Annotated in this window: 17 protein-coding genes; 15 read left to right on the top strand and 2 right to left on the bottom strand. The window is 64.3% G+C overall.

Translation table 11 applies throughout. The annotated features are described in order from the left end of the window. Positions 1 to 28: 28 nt before the first annotated feature. Entirely contained in the window at positions 29 to 2,260 is a 2,232-nt protein-coding gene (locus IVA78_RS12100) for an adenylate/guanylate cyclase domain-containing protein (RefSeq protein ID WP_247421647.1), read from the top strand. Between the two features lie 131 nt (positions 2,261 to 2,391). Here IVA78_RS12100 and IVA78_RS12095 read toward each other — a convergent pair whose 3' ends face one another. After that, on the bottom strand, positions 2,392 to 3,987 hold the full coding sequence (locus IVA78_RS12095) for an ABC transporter substrate-binding protein (protein WP_247465420.1): 1,596 nt from the start codon (positions 3,985 to 3,987) through the stop codon (positions 2,392 to 2,394). Positions 3,988 to 4,187: 200 nt separating this feature from the next. Between IVA78_RS12095 and IVA78_RS12090 the strand changes: the two genes are divergently transcribed. From IVA78_RS12090 to IVA78_RS12030, 13 genes are all read left to right on the top strand, one after another. Beyond that, positions 4,188 to 5,846: an ABC transporter substrate-binding protein gene (locus IVA78_RS12090; RefSeq protein WP_247421643.1), complete on the top strand. Its 1,659-nt coding sequence runs from the start codon at positions 4,188 to 4,190 to the stop codon at positions 5,844 to 5,846. A gap of 200 nt (positions 5,847 to 6,046) precedes the next feature. Continuing rightward, complete coding sequence (locus tag IVA78_RS12085; RefSeq protein WP_247421641.1) at positions 6,047 to 7,000, top strand: ABC transporter permease; 954 nt, start codon at positions 6,047 to 6,049, stop codon at positions 6,998 to 7,000. A gap of 4 nt (positions 7,001 to 7,004) precedes the next feature. Beyond that, positions 7,005 to 7,907, top strand: coding sequence for an ABC transporter permease (locus IVA78_RS12080; protein WP_247465417.1), 903 nt, complete (start codon positions 7,005 to 7,007; stop codon positions 7,905 to 7,907). A 238-nt stretch (positions 7,908 to 8,145) separates the two neighbouring features. Beyond that, positions 8,146 to 9,204: an oligopeptide/dipeptide ABC transporter ATP-binding protein gene (locus IVA78_RS12075; RefSeq protein WP_247465415.1), complete on the top strand. Its 1,059-nt coding sequence runs from the start codon at positions 8,146 to 8,148 to the stop codon at positions 9,202 to 9,204. Next, positions 9,201 to 9,398, top strand: coding sequence for a hypothetical protein (locus tag IVA78_RS12070; protein ID WP_247465413.1), 198 nt, complete (start codon positions 9,201 to 9,203; stop codon positions 9,396 to 9,398). Before IVA78_RS12075 ends, IVA78_RS12070 begins: the two co-directional genes overlap by 4 nt. Next, on the top strand, positions 9,395 to 10,810 hold the full coding sequence (locus tag IVA78_RS12065; protein WP_247465410.1) for an amidase: 1,416 nt from the start codon (positions 9,395 to 9,397) through the stop codon (positions 10,808 to 10,810). Before IVA78_RS12070 ends, IVA78_RS12065 begins: the two co-directional genes overlap by 4 nt. Beyond that, positions 10,807 to 11,781: an ABC transporter ATP-binding protein gene (locus tag IVA78_RS12060; RefSeq protein ID WP_247281696.1), complete on the top strand. Its 975-nt coding sequence runs from the start codon at positions 10,807 to 10,809 to the stop codon at positions 11,779 to 11,781. Before IVA78_RS12065 ends, IVA78_RS12060 begins: the two co-directional genes overlap by 4 nt. 110 nt (positions 11,782 to 11,891) lie before the next feature. Beyond that, entirely contained in the window at positions 11,892 to 12,161 is a 270-nt protein-coding gene (locus tag IVA78_RS12055; RefSeq protein WP_247281695.1) for a GlsB/YeaQ/YmgE family stress response membrane protein, read from the top strand. 249 nt (positions 12,162 to 12,410) lie between these two features. Continuing rightward, positions 12,411 to 14,159, top strand: coding sequence for a type I secretion system permease/ATPase (locus IVA78_RS12050; RefSeq protein ID WP_247281694.1), 1,749 nt, complete (start codon positions 12,411 to 12,413; stop codon positions 14,157 to 14,159). Next, the gene (locus IVA78_RS12045; protein WP_247465407.1) at positions 14,156 to 15,490 is read left to right on the top strand and encodes an HlyD family type I secretion periplasmic adaptor subunit; all 1,335 of its coding nucleotides are present in this window, start codon (positions 14,156 to 14,158) and stop codon (positions 15,488 to 15,490) included. The genes IVA78_RS12050 and IVA78_RS12045 overlap by 4 nt, the downstream gene beginning before the upstream one ends. An 80-nt stretch (positions 15,491 to 15,570) precedes the next feature. Then, positions 15,571 to 17,040, top strand: coding sequence for an AMP nucleosidase (locus tag IVA78_RS12040; RefSeq protein ID WP_247465400.1), 1,470 nt, complete (start codon positions 15,571 to 15,573; stop codon positions 17,038 to 17,040). Positions 17,041 to 17,188: 148 nt separating this feature from the next. Beyond that, positions 17,189 to 17,800, top strand: a complete 612-nt coding sequence (locus tag IVA78_RS12035; RefSeq protein WP_247465398.1) for a tetratricopeptide repeat protein — start codon at positions 17,189 to 17,191, stop codon at positions 17,798 to 17,800. Between the two features lie 170 nt (positions 17,801 to 17,970). Further along, on the top strand, positions 17,971 to 18,246 hold the full coding sequence (locus tag IVA78_RS12030) for a DUF1488 family protein (protein ID WP_247281690.1): 276 nt from the start codon (positions 17,971 to 17,973) through the stop codon (positions 18,244 to 18,246). 272 nt (positions 18,247 to 18,518) lie between these two features. Here IVA78_RS12030 and IVA78_RS12025 read toward each other — a convergent pair whose 3' ends face one another. After that, the gene (locus IVA78_RS12025; protein ID WP_247278968.1) at positions 18,519 to 19,001 is read right to left on the bottom strand and encodes a CinA family protein; all 483 of its coding nucleotides are present in this window, start codon (positions 18,999 to 19,001) and stop codon (positions 18,519 to 18,521) included. A 178-nt stretch (positions 19,002 to 19,179) separates the two neighbouring features. Here IVA78_RS12025 and IVA78_RS12020 point away from each other — a divergent pair, with 178 nt between their 5' ends. Next, a complete protein-coding gene (locus tag IVA78_RS12020; RefSeq protein ID WP_247278967.1) occupies positions 19,180 to 20,238 on the top strand; it encodes an amidohydrolase family protein in 1,059 nt (352 codons plus the stop codon). The last annotated feature ends 7 nt before the right edge of the window (positions 20,239 to 20,245 follow it).

Genomic DNA, 20,245 nt, shown 5'->3' with positions numbered 1-20,245 from the left:
AGGAGGCGGGACAGGAAGCCCGACCGGCATGAAACGTCTAAAAATCCTGCGGCGGTGGTTTGCGCGCAAGTTCGGCTTTGCGCGGCTGATGTGCCTCGCGCTGCTGGTCCTGTTTGCCGGCGCTCGTCTCTGGGATCCGCCGCCGATTGAGGAATTGCGGCTGCGCACGTTCGATATGTTCCAGCTGATCGATCCGCGCCACAAGACGGCGCGGCCTGTTACCATCGTCGACATCGACGACAAGAGCCTCGCCAAGCTCGGGCAATGGCCGTGGCCGCGCACGCGAATTGCCGATTTGATCCAGAACCTCACCAGTAATGGCGCGGTGGCGATCGGCTTCGACGTGGTGTTCTCGGAGGCCGATCGGCTCAATCCGGATCTGGTCGCGAACCAGATGCGCTATCTCGACGACGCCACCCGTGCCAAGCTTCGCGAGCTGCCGACCAACGACCAGATCCTCGCTGAGGCGATCAAGGGCTCCCGCGTCGTGCTGGGCGAGACCGGGCAGCCGGCGATCTCCTCCGAACTCGACAAGTCCCTGCCCTTCACCGGCGTCGCCACGGTCGGCGAAGAGGGCGCCGAGCGCTTCCTGTTCGAATTCCCCGGCCTCTTGCGCAACGTGCCGGCCATCGAAAAGATCGCCGCCGGCCGCGGCCTGTTCACGATCAAGACCGAGCGAGACGGCCTGATCCGCCGCGTGCCGATGGTGATGCGCGCCCAGGGCAACATCATGCCTTCGCTCAGCCTTGAGATTCTGCGCGTCGCCACGGGCACGCCGACGCTGCTGATCCGGACCGACAAGACCGGCATCAGGGCCGTGCGCCTCAAGGGCCTCGAGATCCCGACCGACAAGAACGGTCAGCTCTGGGTACATTATGCGCGGCAGGATCCCTCGATCTACGTCTCGGCGGCCGACGTGCTCGACAACACCGCGCCGCCCGCCAAGCTCGCCGGCAAGCTGGTGCTGGTCGGCACTTCCGCGGTCGGGCTCAACGACATCAAGACCACGCCGGTGTCCTCGACCATGCCGGGGGTCGAGATCCATGCCCAGGTGCTCGAGAGCGTGCTGAGCGGCGCCGTGGTCTCCCAGCCGAACTATGCGCTCGGGGTTGAGCTGATAGCGGCGCTAATCATCGGCCTCCTGGTCATCATCTTCGCGCCGAATCTCGGACCGGTGCGCCTGGTGCTCGTGGGCGCGACCTTCGCCGCCATTCTGGTCGGCGTGTCCTGGTTCTTCTACGCGAAGTACCGCTACCTCATCGATTTTACCTATCCCCTGCTGTCGACCACGGCGATCTATCTGACGCTGATTTTTGCCAGTTTCGTGCGCGAGCAGCGGCAGCGCGTGCAGATCCGCGGACAATTCGCGCAATACATGTCGCCGGTTCTGGTCGAGCAACTCGTACAGTCGCCGGAGAAGCTCGTGCTCGGCGGCGAGGAGCGCGAGATGACGATCATGTTCTCCGACGTGCGCGGCTTCACCACCATCTCGGAGAGCTACAAGCACGACCCGCAGGGGCTGATCGCGCTGATGAACCGTTTTCTGACGCCGCTGACCGACGTCATCATCGAGCGCAAGGGCTACATCGACAAATACATGGGCGACGCCATCATGGCGTTCTGGAACGCGCCGCTCGACGATGCCGAGCACGAGGTCAACGCCTGCGAGGCCGCGATCCAGATGCTGGAGCAGATCGACGCGGTCAACAAGGAGCGCGAGCAGGAAGCCGCCGACGGCGGCCACGTCTACATTCCGCTCAATGTCGGAATCGGCCTCAACACCGGCATCGGCGTGGTCGGCAACATGGGCTCCGATCTGAAGAAGAACTACTCCGTGCTCGGCGACAGCGTGAACCTCGCCTCGCGCCTTGAGGGGCAGACCAAGGCATACGGCTTCCCGATCATCGTCGGCTCAAGGACGGCGCTCGCGGCCAAGGACAAGTTCGCGATCCTCGAGCTCGACTTCATCATGGTCAAGGGCAAGACCGAGCCGGAGGTGATCTATGCCATCGCCGGCCGTGAGGACGTGATGCATTCGGGCGCTTTCCAGCGCCTGCGCAACATCACCATCGAAATGCTCGGCTGCTATCGCAATCGCGACTGGCAGGGCGCACTGGACGCGATCGAGCGCGGGCGCAAGAGCGAAGACGCCGACACGCTGGAGAAGCTGTTCAGGCTCTATGAAGCGCGGATCAGGGATTTCCAGCTCACGCCGCCACCGGAAGGGTGGACCGGGGCTTATGCGCTGCTGACGAAGTAGTAGCTCGCGTCACCGCTCCCGTAGGGTGGGCAAGGGCGCGAAGCGCCGTGCCCAGCACCTCTCCTTGGGTCCGCTTGAAGAGGTGGGCACGCTCGCTTTGTCCACCCTACGACAGCGGGGCTTGTCGCGCCTCACTCCACCCCGATCGTCGTCAAATCCTGGAACCAGTGCTGCGCCTGCACGAACTGCTTGATCTTCGGCGAGAGCGCGTGCGGATTGGTGTCGTGGACCACCCAGACCAGCGTGGCATCGTTCACGATCAGCGCATGCGCCTGCGCCAGCAGAGCGTCCTGTTTGGCGGAATCGAACGTCTGCTTGGCCTCGTCGATCAGTGCATCGACCTCAGGGTTCTTGTAGCCGCCCCAGTTGACGCCGACCGGCGCGATCTGCCCGGAATGGAAGAAGCGGACGATGGCGTAGAGCGGGTCGGAGGTGACATAGGCGATGTTGTTGGCGGTAATGCCGGCGTTCATCTCGTCGGCCGCGCCTTTGCGCCAGTGTGTATATAATGTCTCGAGCTCGACCACCTTGAAGTCGATCTCGATGCCGATCTCCTTGAAGCTCTGCTGCAGGAATTCATTCATCGGCAGCGACAGCATCTGGCCGGTGCCGCCCTGCGCAACGATGAAGGTGGTCTTCAGTGGCTTCGCCTTGGAGTAGCCGGCCTCTTCGACCAGCTTCTTGGCCGCGGCGAGATCATATCTCAGCTCGAAGCTCGGCTTGCCGAACCACGGGCTGGAGGGATCAACCTGACCCTTGGCAGGTTTTGCCAAGCCGTTCATCAGGGCGACCACCCCCTCGCGATCGATCGCGAGGTTCAGTGCTTTGCGCAGGCGGATGTCGGTCCAGGGCGAGCCCGGCAGCACGCTCAGATGATAGTTCCAGACATGCGGCGTGACGTTGTCGACGAGCTTCATGCCGGCCGCTTTCAGCTGCGGCACGGCGTCTGGCGCCGGCGTCTCGATCAAATCTACTTGGCCGGCAAGCAGAGCGTTGGTGCGCGTCAGCGCCTCCGGCATCGGCACCAGCACGATCTTATCGGCCTTCGGAATGCGCTTCTTGTTCCAATAGTCCGAGTTCTTGGTGAGCTCGGCGAGCTCGCGCGGCACCAGTTTTGTCAATTTGAACGGACCGGTCCCGGAGGGTTGGCTTGCGAACCTGTCCCAGTCCTTTCCGAGCTTTTCGTATTGCGCCGGGCTCGATACCAGGAACCACAGCATCTGGTAGGGAAAGAAGGAGTCGATCGTCTTGGTGGTGATCTCCACCGCGAAGTCGTCGATTTTGGCGTAGCTCGCGACCGAGGGAAGGCGGGTCTTCACCTGCGCGCTCTGCCGCTTGTCGAATTGCGGCGCCTTGTCGTTGAGCACTTTGTCCAGATTCCAGATTACTGCATCGGCATTGAACTCGCTGCCGTCGTGAAACGTCACGCCTTTGCGCAAAGTAAAGCGCCATTTGGTCTTGTCGGTATCATCGACCTTCCATTCGGTGGCGAGCCCCGGCACCAGCCTGCCGGGGCGGTCGGCGACGTCCATCTCCCAGGCCACCAAGGGATCGTAGATCGTGTAGGCGGTGAACTGATAAGCACCGGCGCCGCGATCGGGCTGACCCGTCGTCAGCGGAATGTCCGCCATCGAGATGCCATAGCGCACCACCGTTTCGGCGCGCGCCGCCATCGCGGACAACGCTAGCGCAAGCACGGCGAGACAGGTCGACAATCGAATACGCATTGGCCCAAAGCTCCCAGGAGACGTCGGGGCCGAACTTGCAATCTTGATGCCAGAATAGGCAATGCCACGCGTTCACCCTCGCGCGACCCACAAGGACTTGTCGTCGCAGTGACAAATGGCAGAATAAGTTTCTCTCTGGCATAGCCATTGCATACGATTGCATCAAAAATAGTCATCCAAGCCGGAAAAGGATTGAGGCGATGCTTATCAAGAAGACCACACGCGCGGCATTGATCGCGGTGCTCGCTCTAACGACCGCCGCCGCATGGCCGCGCATGGCCAGTGCCGAAACCGTGCTGCGCATTGGCATGACCGCCGCCGATATTCCGCGCACCCTGGGCCAGCCTGACCAGGGTTTTGAAGGCAATCGCTTCACCGGCCTTACCATGTATGACGGGCTCACCGGCTGGGACCTGTCCTCGGCCGACAAGGCGAGCGTGGTAATCCCCGGCCTTGCCATCGAGTGGAAAGTCGACGATGCCGACAAGACCAAGTGGGTGTTCAAGCTGCGCCCCGGCGTCACCTTCCATGACGGCTCGCCGTTCAATGCGGACGCCGTGGTGTGGAACGTCGAGAAGGTCTTGAAGCAGGACGCGCCGCAATTCGACGCCAGCCAGGTCGGCGTTACGGCTTCGCGCATGCCGACGCTGGCGTCGGCGAAGAAGATCGACGACATGACGGTCGAACTCACCACCAAGGAACCCGACAGCTTCCTGCCGATCAACCTCACCAACCTGTTCATGGCGAGTCCGACGAAGTGGCAGGCCTTCTACGACAAGGCGGAAGGCCCTGACGCCAAGGCGAAGTCGCAAGCCGCCTGGACGGCGTTTGCCAGGGACGCCTCGGGCACCGGCCCGTGGAAGATGGCGAGCTTCACGCCGCGCGAGCGGCTCGAGCTGGTCAAGAACGCGAACTATTGGGACAAGGCGCGCGTGCCGAAGATCGACAAGATGGTGCTGTTGCCGATGCCCGAAGCCAATGCGCGCACCGCCGCGCTGCTCTCCGGCCAGGTCGATTGGGTCGAGGCTCCGGCGCCGGATGCGCTGCCCGAGCTCAAGCAGCGCGGCTTCAAGCTCTACGCCAACGAGCAGCCGCATGTCTGGCCCTGGCAGTTCTCGCGCGTCGAGGGCTCGCCCTGGAACGACATCCGCGTGCGCAAGGCCGCGAACCTCTGCGTCGATCGCGAGGGCCTCAGGGACGGCTTGCTTGCCGGCCTGATGGTGCCGGCGACTGGCACCTTCGAGCCCGGCCATCCCTGGCGCGGCAAACCGAGCTTCGAGATCAAGTATGACAAGGCGGCTGCGCAAAAGCTGATGCAGGAGGCCGGCTTCGGCCCGAACAAGAAGCTGACGGTGAAGACCCAGACATCAGCCTCCGGCTCGGGCCAGATGCAGCCGCTGCCGATGAACGAATATCTCCAGCAGGCGCTGGCCGAATGCTATTTCGACGTGCAGCTCGACGTCATCGAATGGAACACGCTGTTCACCAACTGGCGCCGCGGCGCCAAGGACGCTAGCGCCAACGGCGCGAACGCGACCAACGTCACCTATGCGGCGATGGACCCGTTCTTCGCGCTGGTGCGCTTCCTGCAATCGGGCATGGCGCCGCCGGTGTCGAACAATTGGGGCTTCATCAACAACCCCAAATTCGACGAGCTGGTGAAGAAGGCACGCCAGACCTTCGATCCTGCCGCGCGCGACGCCGCGCTCGCCGAGCTGCACGCAGCCTCCGTCGACGACGCCGCCTTCCTCTACGTCGCCCACGACGTCGGCCCGCGCGCCATGAGCCCGAAGGTGACAGGCGTCGTGCAGCCGAAGAGCTGGTTCATCGACTTCTCGCCGGTGTCGATCGCGCAGTAGTGCTCGCGACTTGCTCGGTGCACCCTCTCCCCTTCTGGGGAGAGGGTGTCTCGCCGCGCAGCGGCGAGACGGGTGAGGGGTTCTCTCCGCGGGAGCCTCTCTTGCATTCGGAATGATTGTACTCGCGGATAAAACCCCTCATCCGGCGCGCTGCGCGCGCCACCTTCTCCCGCAAGGGAAGAAGAAAGAAAGAACTCAACGTGCTCGCCTACATCGCCAGACGCATCGTCTATGTCGTCCCGATCGTCATCAGCGTGGCGCTGGTGTGCTTTCTGCTCGTGCACATCACGCCTGGCGATCCCCTGGTCGCCGTGCTGCCAGCCGATGCCTCGCAGGAGCTCGCAGCGCAGCTGCGCGCCGCCTATGGCTTCGACCGACCGTTACCGGTGCAGTTCGGGCTTTGGCTGCTGCGTGCGCTCCACGGCGATCTCGGCAATTCCATCGCTACCGGGCGTCCCGTGCTGGCCGAGGTCATGCGCGCGGTCGGCAACACCGTCACGCTAGCGATTGCCGCGGCCATCATCGGCTTCACCATGGGCATCCTGCTCGGCTTGATCGCCGGCTATTTTCGCGAGAGCTGGATCGACAAAGTCGCGACCTCCTTTGCGATCGCCGGTGTCTCGGTGCCGCATTACTGGCTCGGCATGCTGCTCGTCATCATCTTCTCGGTGCAGTTGAATTGGCTGCCCGCGATCGGCGCCGGGCCCAACGGCTCCAACTCGTGGGCCTGGGATTGGGCGCACCTGAAATATCTCGTGCTGCCTGCGATCACGACCTCGGTGATCCCGATGGGCATCGTCACCCGCACCGTGCGTGCGCTCACCGGCGACATTCTCAGCCAGGATTTTGTCGAAGCATTGCGCGCCAAAGGTCTGCGTGAAACCGGCGTATTCCGCCACGTCATCAAGAATGCAGCGCCGACCGCGCTCGCGGTGATGGGGCTTCAGCTCGGCTACATGCTGGGCGGCTCGATCCTGATCGAGACCGTGTTCTCCTGGCCGGGCTCCGGTTTCCTGCTCAACTCCGCGATCTTCCAGCGCGATCTGCCGCTGCTGCAAGGTACGATCCTGATCCTGGCGCTGTTTTTCGTGTTCCTCAATCTGCTGGTCGACATCGCGCAAGCCGCGATCGACCCACGCATCAAGCGGGGCTAGCGGGATGAGCGAGCTTCCGTTGTCCGCCACCAGTGACGCCGCACTTCAGGCCGCACCCACGACCAAGGCGCGCGGCTATTGGGCGACTGTCGGCCGCCGCATCATGCGCGACAAGGTCAGCATGGCCTGCGCGCTGGTGCTGCTGCTGATCTTCCTGTCGGCGATCCTCGCGCCATGGCTGGGTCTCGAAGATCCCTACAAGGGCTCGATGATCCGCCGCCTCCGCCACATCGGAACGACAGGCTATCCGCTCGGCACCGACGAGCTCGGGCGCGACATGCTGGCGCGGTTGATTTATGGCGGGCGGCTGTCGTTGGTCATCGGCATTTTGCCCGTGATCCTCGCCTTCTGCATCGGCACCTCGCTCGGCCTCGTCGCCGGCTATGTCGGCGGCAGGCTCAACACCGCGATCATGCGCACGGTCGACGTGTTCTATGCCTTCCCCTCCGTGCTGCTCGCCATCGCCATCTCCGGCGCGCTGGGGGCGGGCATCCTCAATTCCATCGTGTCGTTGACCGTCGTGTTCGTGCCGCAGATCACCCGCGTCGCCGAAAGCGTCACCACCGGCGTGCGCAACATGGATTTCGTCGAGGCCGCACGCGCGTCCGGCGCCGGCGCCTTCACCATCATGCGCGTGCACATCCTTGGCAATGTGCTCGGCGCGATCTTCGTCTATGCCACCAGCCTGATCTCGGTCTCGATGATCTTGGCGGCAGGTCTGTCCTTCCTCGGCCTCGGCACCAAGCCGCCGGAGCCGGAATGGGGCCTGATGTTGAACACCTTGCGCACGGCGATCTACGTCAATCCCTGGGTCGCAGCGCTCCCGGGCGCGATGATCTTCGCGGTCTCGATTTGCTTCAATCTGCTCTCGGACGGCCTGCGCAGCGCCATGGACATCAGGAACTAACGATGATGAGAGAGACGCAGACTTTCGCGGCGTTGATGGTGCCACACCTCTCCCGTAGGGAGAGACATAGGCCGCCTTCTGGGGCCGTTCTTAAGAACCCCGAAGCGAAGGTTCAGCTATGTTGTATCGTCAGACACAATCCGGGTGAGGGGCTCCGCTCTATCGAGTTTGCCGCGCCCCCTCACCTACGCCTTCGGCGCGACCTCTCCCCGATGGCGAGAGGTGGGAGCGTGCGGCAATGACGACGGATCAGCCAATCGAAATGCTTGAACCGGTCGAGGACCGCGGCGGCGTCGCGCAGCCGCTGCTTCAGGTCAATGGCCTGACAAAACACTTCCCCGTGCGCGGCGGCCTGTTCGCCACCAAGCGCACCGTGCGTGCCGTCGACAACGTCTCCTTCGCCGTCGCTAAGGGCGAGACCGTCGGCATCGTCGGGGAGTCCGGCTGCGGCAAATCGACCACCGCGCGCCTCTTGATGCATCTGATGCCGCGCGACACCGGCGACATCATCTATGATGGCATGATCGTCGGTCAGTCGCTGAGCTTGCGCGAGCTTCGCCGCGGCATGCAGATGGTTTTCCAGGATTCCTACGCCTCACTTAATCCGCGGCTGACGATCGAGGAATCCATTGCCTTCGGCCCCAAGGTCTACGGCACGGCCGATAACGCAGCGCGCACGCTGGCGCGCGAGTTGCTCGGTAAGGTTGGCCTGCGCCCCGAAAACTTCGCCAGCCGTTATCCGCACGAAATCTCCGGCGGCCAACGCCAGCGCGTCAACATCGCGCGCGCCCTGGCGCTGTCGCCGCGACTGGTGATCCTGGACGAAGCCGTCTCCGCGCTCGACAAGTCCGTCGAGGCGCAGGTGCTCAATCTGCTGGCCGATCTCAAACGCGAGTTCGGCCTGACCTATCTGTTCATCAGCCACGACCTCAATGTCGTTCGCTACATCAGCGACCGTGTGCTGGTGATGTATCTCGGGGAGGTCGTCGAGCTCGGCCCGGTCGACCAGGTCTGGGACCAGCCGGCGCATCCCTATACGCGCGCGCTGCTGGCGGCGATGCCGTCTTCCGACCCTGATAGCCGCACCGAGACGCCGCCGATCACGGGCGATCCGCCCAATCCGATCGACCCGCCCTCGGGCTGCCGCTTCCACACCCGATGTCCGTTTGCGGAGCCGCTCTGCGCAAATGCGACGCCAAAGCTCACTGCGCTCGATAATATGGGCCACGAGGCTGCGTGCTACATGGCGATCCCAGATTCAGGCCATAGCAGCGCGCCGAGGGAGAAGACCGCATGACGAGACCGACACCGAAAGAGATCAAGCCGATCGCACGGATCGCCGGCGTTCCCGTGGATGACGAGATCGCAACCCGCATCTCCAACTCCATCGGGCCTGCCTTCGAGGGCTTTGCGGCCATTGCCGGCACACTGCCGTTCGATCTCGAGCCCGCCGGGCATCTGCTCGCGCAGACGCAGAAGGTGTCGAAATGAGCACCGATCCTGCCTTGATGACGCTCACCGAGGTCGCGCGTGCGATCGCGATGAAGCAGGTCTCCTCGCATGAGGTCACACGCGCGTTGCTGCAACGCATCGCGCAATGGCAGCCGCATCTCAATGCCTTCATGTCCATCGAGGCGGAAGCTGCGCTGAAGGCGGCCGAGGCCGCCGACGCCGAGCTCGCCAAGAATAACGTTCGTGGTCCGCTGCACGGCGTGCCGCTCGCGCACAAGGACATGTATTACGACGCCGGCAAGGTTTCGACCTGCGGCTCGCTGATCCGCCGCCACTTCGTTCCGACCGTGACCTCCACCGCCTTGCAGCGGCTGAAGGATGCGGGCCAGGTCCGGCTGGGCACGCTGCACCTCGCCGAATTCGCCTACGGCCCGACCGGGCACAACGCCCATTACGGCCCGGTGCGCAATCCCTGGAACGTGGCCCACATCACCGGCGGGTCCTCATCCGGTTCCGGTTCGGCGGTTGCTGCGCGTTTGACTTATGCGGCGCTCGGCTCGGACACCGGCGGCTCGATCCGCATGCCCGCGCATTTCTGCGGCGTCACGGGCCTCAAGACCACCGTCGGGCGCGTCAGCCGTGCCGGTGCGATGCCGCTGTCGCAATCGCTCGACACGGTCGGTCCGCTCGCCCGCACCGCCGAGGATTGCGCGCTGCTGCTGGCCCTGCTCGCCGGTGCGGACCCCTTGGATTCGACCTGTAGCCACGAGCCGTTGTCGGATTACGTGGCTGCGACCAAGGGCTCTCTGAAGGGTCTGAAATTAGGGGTACCCGCGTCCTTCTATGTCGACGATCTCGACAGCGAGGTCGCGCGCGTGCTGGACGACACTATTGCCGTGCTCAAACGCGAGGGCGCCGACATCGTCACGGTCGAGCTGCCGGACCAGCGGCAACTGTCCTCGGCGAGCCAGCTCGTGCTCGCGGCCGAAGCCGCCGCGTTCCACAAGCGCTGGATGATCGAGCGTCCGCAAGATTACGGCGCGCAGGTCCTGATGCGGCTTCAGAACGGGCTCGCGGTTCCCGCCATCACTTATCTCGAGGCGATGCGCTGGCGCGGCCCAGCACTTGCTGCCCACAACGCGGCCACCGCGGCCGTCGACGCGGTGATCGCGCCGGCATCCCCTGTGCCGGCGCCGACAATCGAGGAGAGCGACGTCGGCGGCGGCCCGAACGCGCCGGCGCTGTTGCAGCGGCTGACGTTGTTCACCCGCCCGGTGAACTTCCTCGGCCTGCCGTCGCTCACGGTGCCGTCCGGCTTCAGCAAAAGCGGCCTGCCGATCGGCATGCAGCTGATCGGCCGCTCGTTCGATGAGGCCACCTTGCTCACCATCGGCGCCGCGTTCCAGCGCGTCACCGACTATCACGATCGATTGCCGAAACTTCCGTCATGACAAAACTCGTCGAGATCTCACGCCTCAACATCCGCTTCACCGGGGAGCGCACGGTCTATGCCGTGAACGATCTCAGCCTCTCGCTCGGAAACAGTGAGGTGCTGGGCCTGCTCGGCGAATCCGGCTCGGGCAAGAGCGTGACATTGCGTGCGCTGATGCGGCTGTTGCCGAAGAAGCGCACGCAGATTGCGGGCACGGTCAACGTGATGGGCCGCGACGTGCTCGCCATGAACGACGAAGAGCTTTCGTCCTTCCGCGGCCAGACCGTCTCGATGATCTTCCAGGAGCCCGCGCTCGCGCTCGATCCGGTCTACACCATTGGCGCGCAGATCGCCGAAAGCGTCGTGCGCCATGAAGGCAAGAGCTTTGCGGAAGGGCGGGCGCGAGCGCTCGAAATGCTCGAGGTCGTGCGCATCCCCTCGGCCAAGCGGCGGCTGGATGCCTATCCGCATGAGATGTCCGGCGGCATGCGCCAGCGCGCGATGATCGCGCTGGCGCTCGCCTGCCGGCCGAAGATTCTGCTCGCGGACGAGCCGACCACTGCGCTCGATGCCACCGTGCAGATCCAGATACTCTTGCTGCTGCGCGAGCTGCAGCGCGAGTTCGGCATGTCCGTCATCTTCGTCACCCACGACATCGGCGTGGCCATCGAGATCTGCGATCGCGTCGCGGTGATGTATGCCGGCCAGATCGTGGAGCAGGGGAGCCTGCGTGACATCGTCCGCTCGCCGGTGCATCCCTACGCCAAGGGCCTGCTCGCCTCCACCATCCACGGCGCCAAGCGCGGGCAGCGGCTCGAAACCATCCCCGGCACGCCGCCGTCGCTGGCGGAAAAACCCCACAATTGCTCTTTCGCCTCGCGCTGCAAGCTAGCCGAGCCGCGCTGCCTGGAGCAGTTGCCTGCGAATGTGGAGGTCGCGCCGGGCCGGGCGGCCAGATGCGTGCTGGCGGAGCCGGTGGTCGCGTCGTAGGCGGTAGCATTCATCTCGCAGCGTCTACCGTCGGGCGCGGCGAACACCCATTCAGACGCCATTCATCCGGCTTCGGTTCCATAGGCCATTCACGGAGAGGGACGTAACCGATGCACATTTCCAACGAAGGGCTGCTCGTCATCCTGTTCGTCGGCCTGGTTGCTGGCTGGCTTGCCGGGAAGGTGGTGCGCGGGACCGGATTCGGCATTATCGGCGACATCGTGGTCGGCATCGCCGGCGCCCTGATCGCAAGCTTCCTGTTTCCAAAGCTCGGTATTCGTCTCGGCACCGGGCTCGTGTCCGAGATCGTCTATTCCGCCATCGGCGCGGTCATTCTGCTTCTCGTGGTGCGACTGGTGCGCGGCGGGGGCCGGTTTTAGCCCGGCGTTCGCCGATTGGAACTTTCAGCCTTTTCCGGGAAGAGCCTGAAAGCCTGCAAGAAAAAGCCGCAAGCCTGTGAAATTCCGGACTTGCGCGGAAGGCTGCCAGGGGTAGATGTGGCTCATCGGGCCCGGATTAGGTCGACTGCGTTGGACGCGCGGAAAACGCGTTGTTAATCCGGGTCAAGTACCCTCAATTCGCCTTTGAAATCAGGGGGCTTTGCCCCTCACCCGAAAGAGATCAGACTGATGGCAGCCATCCCTGGCGTCCGCCGTTCAGAGCTCGGTGACGCCTTGCGAGCTTGTCGCTCGGCGTTCGTCGGCGTCGGCTTGATGAGCTGCATGATCAACCTGCTCTATCTGACCGGATCGATCTTCATGCTGGAGGTCTACGACCGGGTGCTGCCGAGCCGCAGCATTCCGACCCTGGTCGGCCTCATCATCCTCGCCAGCTTCCTCTACATGGCGCAGGGCGTGCTCGACATGATCCGCAACCGGATCTTGGGGCGGATCGGAACCGCGCTGGACGAGGCCCTCAACAAGCGCGTGTTCGACACCATCGTGCGCCTGCCGCTCATCGTCGGCAGCCGCAACGAGGGCCTGCAGCCGCTGCGCGACCTCGATAACGTCCGCTCCTTCCTCGGCGGCATGGGGCCAAGCGCGTTTTTCGACCTGCCCTGGCTGCCGCTCTATCTCGCCATCTGCTTCGCCTTCCACGTCCTGATCGGCGTCACCGCGCTTGCCGGTGCCATCATCCTGGTGGGACTGACGCTCGTCACCGAGTTCATGTCCCGCCAGCCGGCGCGCGAAGCGATGGGGCTTGCCGCCCAGCGCAACGATCTCGCCCAGGCCAGCCGCCGCAATGCCGAAGTCATGGTGTCGATGGGCATGGCCGGCCGGATGAATCAGCGCTGGAGCGAGGCCAACGAAAAATATCTCGCCGGCAATCAGCGGGCGAGCGACGTCGCCGGCGGCCTCGGCGCGGTCGCAAAGGTGCTGCGCATGATGCTGCAATCGGCCGTGCTCGCGGTCGGCGCCTATCTCGTGATCCATCAGGAGGCGACCGCCGGCATCATCATCGCCGGCTCGATCCTCTCCGCCCGCGCGCTCGCGCCGGTCGATCTTGCGATTGCGCACTGGAAATCCTTCGTCGCGGCCCGCCAGAGCTGGCAGCGTCTCACGCGGCTCCTCGAACAGATGCCGGCGCAGGCGATGCCGACCCAATTGCAGGCGCCCACCAGCCGGCTCTCGGTCGAAGGCGTCGCCATGGTGGCTCCCGGCGACCAGCGCCTCATCGTGCAGGACGTCACCTTCGCGCTCGCCGCCGGCAACGGCCTCGGCGTGATCGGGCCGAGCGGCTCCGGCAAGTCGTCGCTGATCCGCGCGCTGGTCGGCGTCTGGCAGCCGGTGCGCGGCAAGGTGCGTCTCGACGGCGCCGCGCTCGACCAATGGTCCTCCGACACGCTCGGTCGCCACATCGGCTATTTGCCGCAGGACGTCGAATTGTTCGGCGGCACCATCGCGCAGAACATCAGCCGGTTCGATCCCGAGGCCACCTCCGACGCGATCATCGCCGCGGCCAAGGAGGCCGGCGTGCACGAGATGATCATCAAGATGCGCGAGGGCTACAACACGCAGGTCGGCGAGCAGGGCGCCGCGCTGTCCGCAGGTCAGGCGCAGCGTGTGGCGCTGGCGCGCGCGCTCTACGGCAATCCGTTCCTGGTCGTGCTCGACGAGCCCAACTCAAACTTGGACACCGAAGGCGACGAGGCGCTGACCCGCGCCATCCGCTCGGCGCGCGAGCGCGGCGCCATTGTCGTCGTGGTGGCGCACCGCCCGATCGGCGTCGAGGCGGTCGACCAGATCCTGGTGCTGCGCGACGGCCGCATGCAGGCCTTCGGCCCGAAGGAGCAGGTCCTGGCCCAGGTGCTGCAGCCGCGCGTGTCGCCGCCGGCGCCGATCAAGATCGTCAGCGAAGGTGGAGTGCCAAAGTCATGAGCACGTTGGCGATCGGCGGCACGAAGCCTGCCGCGAAAAAGACCGTGCGCGATTCGATCAAGTTCCACCTGATGCTCGGCCTCGCCATCGTGGTGGTCCTCGTCGTCGGCCTCGGCGGTTGGGCTTCAACGGTGCTGATCTCGGGCGCGCTGATCGCGCCAGGGCAGATCGTAGTCGAGTCCAATGTCAAAAAGGTGCAGCATCCGACCGGCGGCGTGGTCGGCGAGGTGCGCGCCCGCGATGGCGACGTGGTCAAGGCCGGCGATATCGTGGTGCGGCTCGACGACACCGTCACCAAGGCCAACCTCGCCATCGTCACCAAAAATCTCGATGCCGCGCAAGCGCGCGCGGCGCGACTGCAGGCCGAGCAGCGCGGTCTCGACAAGATCGAATTCCCGCAAGCCCTCCTCGAGCGCGCCAACGATCCCGACGTCAGGGTGCTGCTCTCCGCCGAAACCAAGCTGTTCGACGTCCGTGTCAACGGCCGCACCGGGCAGAAGGCCCAGCTGCGCGAACGCATCACGCAGCTCAACGAGGAAATTTCCGGCCTCAGTGCGCAGGAGAAGGCCAAGGACCAGGAGATCGCGCTGGTGCAGAACGAACTCACCGGCGTGCGCGAGCTCTATGACAAGCGCCTGGTGCAGATCTCGCGCCTGACCCAGCTCGAACGCGACTCGGCGCGCCTCAACGGCGAGCGCGCGCAGTACATCGCTTCGCGCGCCCAGGCCAAGGGCAAGATCACGGAGACCGAGCTCCAGATCATCCAGATCGACAAGGACGTGGTCAGCGAGGTCTCCAAGGACCTGCGCGAGACCAACGACAAGATCGGCGAGCTGATCGAGCGCAAGGTCGCCGCCGAAGACCAGCTCCGCCGCATCGACATCCGCGCGCCGCAGGACGGCATGGTGCTGCAATCGACGGTGCACACCGTCGGCGGCGTCGTCACCGCCGGCGATGCCCTGATGCTGATCGTGCCGCAAGCCGACGACCTCCAGGTCGAGGCCAAGGTCAACCCGGTCGACATCGACAAGCTCCAGATCGGCCAGAAGACGCTGTTGCGCCTGTCCGCCTTCAACCAGCGCACCACGCCTGAGCTCAATGGCGTCGTTAGCCGCGTATCACCCGACGTCACCAGCGACCAGCGCACCGGCCAGAGCTATTACACCATCCGCGTCTCGATGCCGGCGCAAGAGATCGCCCGTCTCGGCGACGTCAAGATGATCCCGGGCATGCCCGTGGAAGCCTTCGTCCAGACCGGCGACCGCACCATGCTGTCATATCTGATGAAGCCGCTGCACGACCAGCTGATGCGGGCGTTCCGGGAGAAGTGACACCCGAAAGCGCGTCATCTCCACGACTTGGCTGTCACTTTGTTATAGTGCGATTGCAAACAGCAACCCAGCGGTCGACCATGCAATCTCCACCCTCCATCGCCACCGAATCCTTCTCCGACGCCGGCCTTGCCGTCGCCCGTCTCGAAGAGATCTACGAGCGCAACACGAAATTCCTGCGCGACCGGTTCGAGGCCTATGTTGGCGGCGAAGCGGTCACGACGCGGGTCCGGGCCTATTATCCCTTCGTCCGCGTCACCACCGCGACGCATGCGCGGCTGGATTCGCGCCTGTCCTACGGTTTCGTCGCCGGCCCCGGCGTGCACGAGACCAGCGTGACGCGGCCGGATCTGTTCCGTGCCTATCTCACCGAGCAGATCGGACTGCTGGTCCAGAACCACGGAGTTCCCGTCGAGATCGGGGAATCCGCCGAGCCGATCCCGATCCACTTCGCCTATCGCCGCGACATCAACATCGAAGCCGCCATCACCACCGGCGAGAACTCGGCCATCACGCGATCGCTGCGCGATGCGTTCGACGTGCCTGATCTTGCCACGATGGACGATTCGATCGCCGACGGTACCTTCGAGCTCCAGCCCGGCGCGCCCGAGCCGCTATCCCTGTTCCGCGCTGCGCGCGTCGATTACTCGCTGCGACGGCTCTATCACTACACCGGCACGGATCCCGAATACTTCCAGAACTTCGTCATCTTCACCAATTACCAATTCTATGTCGACGCCTTCGCGCAGCTCTGCCAGCAGCGGCTTCAGTCCGGCGAGGCCGGCCTCGAAGCCTTTGTCGCGCCGGGCAACGTCATCACGCGCAATGGTGGCTCGATCAGCGGCACGCCGCCATTGCGCGTGCCGCAGATGCCGGCCTTCCATCTGGTCGCGCCCGGCTATCGCGGCATCAGCCTGATCAATATCGGCACGGGCCCGTCCAATGCGCGCAACGTCACCGATCATGTCGCCGTGTTGCGCCCACATGCCTGGCTGATGCTCGGCCATTGCGCAGGCCTGCGCAACACGCAGCGGCTTGGCGACTACGTGCTCGCGCATGGTTATGTGCGCGAGGATCATGTGCTCGATCGTGAGCTACCGCTGTGGGTGCCGATCCCGGCGCTGGCCGAGATGCAGGTTGCGCTCGAGGAGGCGGTCGAGGACGTCACCGGGCTGGAAGGCTTCGAGCTCAAGCGGCTGATGCGCACCGGCACCGTCGCGAGCGTCGATAACCGCAATTGGGAGATTTCCGGCCCGGCGGTGATCCGCCGCCTGTCGCAATCACGTGCGGTCGCGCTCGACATGGAATCGGCCGCGATCGCCGCCAATGGCTACCGCTTCCGCGTCCCCTATGGCACGCTGCTCTGCGTCTCCGACAAGCCGCTGCACGGCGAGATCAAGCTCGCGGGCATGGCCAGCGAGTTCTATCGCCGTCGCGTCGGCCAGCATCTCGAGATCGGCCTGAAGGCGCTGGAGCGGCTCAAGCAGCAGGAATCGGAGCGGCTGCATTCGCGAAAGCTGAGGAGTTTCGCCGAGGTCGCGTTTCAGTAGCGCGTCCCTCCCGCTTGCCGGCAGGATCTGGCAGCAAGACTGTCGCACGCCCGACGCTGGCGTCTCAGTGAGAGCGCAATCATCCCGGAATATCGCCGCCATGACAGGGTTATCACGTCATCCGGGGCCGCAGAAGCAGGAGACAGGAATGATCACAGCGATGATCAGAATCGTCGTGCTGGGAACGGTCGCAGCGGCGCTGTTCGCTTCGCCGGTATTGGCCGCGGGCGGCGGAGGAGGCGGTGGAGGTGGTGGCATCAGCTCCACGGACCCTTATGCGGGCGCCTATTCGGATCAGAAAGCGCAGCCCAGCTACCCGAAACGCTCCAACCCAAGGGCAACCCAGAAAGGCAAGAAGCCGAACAACCAGTCCAGCATCGGTGATCCCGCATTCGCGGCCGGCTACCGCGCGGCCTATGACACGATCTACGAGCGCAACGATTATGCGGTCGCGATCGAGCAATTGAAGGCGCTCGGCCACGACGATCATCCGACCGTCGCCAATCTCATCGGTTACTCATATCGCAAGCTCGGCGACTACAAGCAGTCGCAGATTTGGTACGAGCGCGCGCTGAAGTCCGATCCGAATCACGTGCTGACCTGGCAGTATTATGGGCTTTGGCAGCTCGAGCAGGGCAACCGCGAGCAGGCAATGTTTCACCTGGACCGCATCGCTGCGATCTGCGGGCGTGATTGCGAGGAGTACAAGTCCCTGGCGACTGCGCTGGAGAAACCCACAGGCGCGGCCCTCGTTTACTGAGAACGCAGGGCGGGTCAGGCCCGCCGCTGTACGAAGCGCAGTCCGCTCGGCGTAATCCACTATCGCGACAATAGGTGGGTTACGCCTTGGGCTAACCCACCCCTAGACATGGTGACAAGCGAAGAAATTTTCAGCATTGTCCGGCGCGGGGGTTCGACCGGGACGACTTGATGCCACTCATGCGCGACAAGATCATTGGCCATGATCTCGAACGGCTGGCCTTTCGCTTCACCATGCTGAACGATGGCGATGTGGTGCAGTGCCAGATCAGCGACGCCGCGATGGACGAGCTCGCGGGCATGCAGGGCACCGAAAGCAGCGCGCGCCAGGCGCAATTCCTGTCGCTGCGCGAGACCATCGAGCGGATCGCGTCAGACCTCTACGACGAAGCGCCGCGGGTGAAGGGGCACGTGGTGCGGATCTTCACGCGGCATTTGGCGAGGTGAGATCCATTGAACCACGAGTACCAGCCCCTCGCCGTCGTTCTTCGAGGCTCTGTTTGCGATGGCAGGGCGGTCGCAACACTCCTCCCCTGCGGCCATCCTTCGAGACGCCCGCCTTCGGCGGGCCCTCAGGATGAGGGCGGAGTGTGCGGCAAAAGTTTCAACGAGCGCCAACGTGGCCTCATCCTGAGGAGATCGCTGGAAGCGGTCGTCTCGAAGGACGAGGCGTGCGCTCAGGCGCCTCCAAAAGTCATATGCGATCGCCCTACCTTGCGTCAGGCTTGCAGTTTCTTCAGCAACAACCTCAGCGCCGCTGCCGCGAACACCTGCATGTTGCCGAACCGGTCGTTGCTGCCCGTCTCCAGCGTCATCACCTCTGCCGTAGGGCCCGCCACCGCCATGCAGCTATGGCCGGCGGCGTCGCCGTAGCGGTTGCCGGTGGGACCGGCGGCGCCGGTTTCGGACAGGCCCCAGTCGCACCCGAAGCGCGTTCGCATCCGCTCGGCAAGCAGTTTCGCGTAGGGCTCCGATGAGGATCGAAAGCCCTTCATGCCGTCGTCCGAAATATCCATCAGCACGCGCCTCGCGTCGCGCGTGTAGACCACGGCCCCACCGAGGAAATAGGCGGACGCGCCGGGCACGGCGAGCAGGCTGGCCGAGATCAGGCCACCGGCCGAGGATTCTGCCACCGCAATCGTCTGTTTGCGCGCGATCAGTTTGGCCGCGACCTGTTCCGCAATGCCGACGAGTTCTTTCATGTCCCTCACCTCTGATCCTCGCAACTGTGCTCAGCCTTGCTAGCATAGACGGAAGCATTGGCCGAGTTGCAGGCGGCGGGCAGGCCTGCTTGAATGGCGGAGACAAAGCGGAGCGGCTAGGCGCTGCCCGCGAGAAGACGAGATTAAGAACTCCACAGGGAAACGTGAAGGAGATGTCATGGCGTCCCTGATCGCCGGCGCTGTCGATTGCGACGTGCATCCCGCCGTGCCGCATCTGACCAGTCTGCTGCCGTACCTGAACGATTATTGGCGCGATCAGGTGACGACGCGCGGCATGGTCGATCTCGTCTCGCAATCCTATCCGCAGAACTCGCCGATCGTGGCGCGGCCCGATTGGCGCCCCGAGAAAGGTAAGCCCGGCGAAAGCCTGCAGGATATGCAGCGCCACGTGCTCGATCCTTTCCAGCTCAAGCTCGCCATTTGCAATCCTCTGTACGGCGTGCAGATGGTGTTCTCCGAGGACATGCAGGCGGCCTTCTGCCGCGCACTGAACGACTGGCTCGTGAAGGAGTGGCTCGATCGCGATCCGCGCCTGCGCGGCTCGATCGTGATCCCCACGCAAAGCGTCGAGAAGGCGGTCGCCGAGATCGAGCGCTGCGCGCAAGATCGCCGCTTCGTGCAGGTGCTCATGCTGGTCATGGGCGACATACCGCTCGGCAAGCGTGCGCTGTGGCCGATCTATGAAGCTGCGGAGCGACTGGAACTCCCGGTCGGCGTCCACGCCGGTTCCGCCTACCACAATCCGCCCACTGCTGTGGGGTGGGGGTCTTATCACATCGAGGATTATGTCGGTCAGGCCCAGGCGTTCCAGACCCAGCTCACCAGCCTGATCGTCGAGGGCGTGTTCGCCAAATATCCGCGGCTGAAAATGGTGATGCTGGAGTCCGGCGTCTCCTGGATCGCCCCCTATCTCTGGCGCCTGCACAAGTTCTGGCGCGGGGTGCGGATGGAGACGCCCTGGGTCGATCGCGCGCCGCTGGAGATTGTGCGCAGCAACATTCGCTTCTCGTTACAGCCCTTTGATGCGCCGCCGGAACCAGAGACATTAATTCGCCTGTTTGATCATATGCAGTCGGACGAATTGGTCCTATTCTCCACGGACTATCCGCACTGGCAGTTTGACGGCCAGGACGCGCTGCCCGAAGGTCTGTCCCCCGATCTCGTGCGCAAGATCATGATCGACAATCCGTATGCGACGTATCCCCGCCTGACTTAGCCCGCTG

Origin of the sequence: Bradyrhizobium sp. 137 (assembly GCF_023074095.1) — a bacterium.
GTDB lineage: Bacteria > Pseudomonadota > Alphaproteobacteria > Rhizobiales > Xanthobacteraceae > Bradyrhizobium.
Note: the sequence above shows the minus strand (reverse complement) of the source record. Positions and strands in the feature narration are given on the sequence as shown.

Bases quoted from the DNA above. Each gene is read 5' to 3' on its own strand.
- IVA78_RS12100 (WP_247421647.1), top strand. From the start codon at position 29: ATGAAACGTCTAAAAATCCTGCGGCGGTGGTTTGCGCGCAAGTTCGGC.
- IVA78_RS12095 (WP_247465420.1), bottom strand. From the start codon at position 3,987: ATGCGTATTCGATTGTCGACCTGTCTCGCCGTGCTTGCGCTAGCGTTG.
- IVA78_RS12090 (WP_247421643.1), top strand. From the start codon at position 4,188: ATGCTTATCAAGAAGACCACACGCGCGGCATTGATCGCGGTGCTCGCT.
- IVA78_RS12080 (WP_247465417.1), top strand. From the start codon at position 7,005: ATGAGCGAGCTTCCGTTGTCCGCCACCAGTGACGCCGCACTTCAGGCC.
- IVA78_RS12075 (WP_247465415.1), top strand. From the start codon at position 8,146: ATGACGACGGATCAGCCAATCGAAATGCTTGAACCGGTCGAGGACCGC.
- IVA78_RS12070 (WP_247465413.1), top strand. From the start codon at position 9,201: ATGACGAGACCGACACCGAAAGAGATCAAGCCGATCGCACGGATCGCC.
- IVA78_RS12065 (WP_247465410.1), top strand. From the start codon at position 9,395: ATGAGCACCGATCCTGCCTTGATGACGCTCACCGAGGTCGCGCGTGCG.
- IVA78_RS12060 (WP_247281696.1), top strand. From the start codon at position 10,807: ATGACAAAACTCGTCGAGATCTCACGCCTCAACATCCGCTTCACCGGG.
- IVA78_RS12055 (WP_247281695.1), top strand. From the start codon at position 11,892: ATGCACATTTCCAACGAAGGGCTGCTCGTCATCCTGTTCGTCGGCCTG.
- IVA78_RS12050 (WP_247281694.1), top strand. From the start codon at position 12,411: ATGGCAGCCATCCCTGGCGTCCGCCGTTCAGAGCTCGGTGACGCCTTG.
- IVA78_RS12045 (WP_247465407.1), top strand. From the start codon at position 14,156: ATGAGCACGTTGGCGATCGGCGGCACGAAGCCTGCCGCGAAAAAGACC.
- IVA78_RS12040 (WP_247465400.1), top strand. From the start codon at position 15,571: ATGCAATCTCCACCCTCCATCGCCACCGAATCCTTCTCCGACGCCGGC.
- IVA78_RS12035 (WP_247465398.1), top strand. From the start codon at position 17,189: ATGATCACAGCGATGATCAGAATCGTCGTGCTGGGAACGGTCGCAGCG.
- IVA78_RS12030 (WP_247281690.1), top strand. From the start codon at position 17,971: ATGCCACTCATGCGCGACAAGATCATTGGCCATGATCTCGAACGGCTG.
- IVA78_RS12025 (WP_247278968.1), bottom strand. From the start codon at position 19,001: ATGAAAGAACTCGTCGGCATTGCGGAACAGGTCGCGGCCAAACTGATC.
- IVA78_RS12020 (WP_247278967.1), top strand. From the start codon at position 19,180: ATGGCGTCCCTGATCGCCGGCGCTGTCGATTGCGACGTGCATCCCGCC.